The 1,353-nt window shown below is 61.6% G+C and carries 1 protein-coding gene and 1 pseudogene; both read left to right on the top strand.

From position 1 onward, the window contains the following. Positions 1 to 612, top strand: a pseudogene (locus C9413_RS32165) (ABC transporter permease); the annotation flags it as partial. Positions 613 to 674: 62 nt separating this feature from the next. Continuing rightward, the coding region (locus C9413_RS32160) for an alcohol dehydrogenase catalytic domain-containing protein (protein WP_170251566.1) at positions 675 to 1,353 on the top strand (679 nt) is incomplete at its 3' end.

The following is a 1,353-nucleotide window of genomic DNA, read 5'->3' as shown; positions in this document are numbered from 1 at the left end:
CTCGTGGCCTATGTCCGCGCCTCCGCGGTCATCGCGACGCTGAGCGTATCGGCGATCCTCATTGGGATCGTCCAATTCATGAGTTCGGGCCGTGCACCGGGTTCGACACCAAGCTGGCTTCGCGTCCTGACGAGCGGGAACATCTACGGCCTGTCGTACTCCGTGATCGTCTGGATCGGGATTTCCGTTCTCGTCGCATTAGCGTTCCGCTTCTTGATCCTCGGGCGCTACTTCCGCGCTGTCGGCGACAATCCGAGGGCGGCGGAGATAACAGGCATACCTCTGGCCCGCACGATTTTTGTCTCCCATACGCTTGCGGGCACGCTGACAGGCATCGCCGCCCTGGTTCAGGTGTCGGCTCTGGCCGTTGGCACGCTCAAGCCCGGCTTCGACACCTTCATGAACGCTCTCGCCGCGACGATTCTCGGTGGGGTGACGTTCGGCGTCGACCGCGGTGGCGTCGCGGGGCCTTTCGTGGCGGTCGTCGCCTTCAGTTTCCTCTTCGCGATGTTGACGGTGTTCGGCATCCAGGAGCCCGGCAAGCTGATCGTCCAGGGCGGGATCATCGCGCTTGCTGCGATCATTTACGGAGCACGCGTCGGTCGCGTCTAGCCGCAAGGATCTGCCAAACATGTCATTCCCGGTGTCAACGCGGGAGAATGCAGGAGATAAGCATGGTGAAGATAACGGCGGCAGTGGCCGTAAAACCGAAAGCTCCGCTTGAGTTTCGTGAACTTGAGCTGGCGGATCCAGAAGGCAATGAAATTCTCGTGCGGACGGTCGCCACGGGCATCTGCCATACCGACCTGTTGCTCCGTGATGGGATATTTGGGCCTCCCGCCCCGGTCATACCGGGACATGAAGGTGTTGGTATCGTCGAGGCCATCGGGGCGGACGTCCAAGGTTTAAGGGTGGGCGACCACGTTGCGCTCCGCCAGAGTTCATGTGGCTTCTGCGGCGATTGCCGGCGCTCTCACCCGATGAACTGCCAGAACTACACCCAGTACAATCTGACGGGGCTTCGTCCGAACGGCAAGAAGGCCTTGCTGTGTGATGAAGTCGGCATCGGCAGCAACTTTGTCGGCCAGTCATCCTTCGCGACCCACATCCTGGCGACTGAAAACAACGCCGCGCAGCTTCCCAAGGATTTCGACCTGACGAATGCGGCCCCGCTCGGTTGCGGCATGGCAACGGGAGCAGGTACCGTCATCAACGCCATGAAGCCGGAGATCGGTCAAACCATTGCCGTGTTCGGCGCGGGAGCGGTCGGCATGGCTGCGGTGATGGCCGCCAAGGTCCGGCGGTGCAGCAAGATCATCATCATCGACCCGAACGCGCAGCGTTTGGCCCTGG

This window comes from Rhizobium sp. SEMIA 4085, from assembly GCF_013004495.1.
GTDB lineage: Bacteria > Pseudomonadota > Alphaproteobacteria > Rhizobiales > Rhizobiaceae > Rhizobium > Rhizobium gallicum.
The sequence above is the reverse complement of the archived record's forward strand: the minus strand, read 5'-3'. Positions and strand labels throughout refer to the sequence as shown.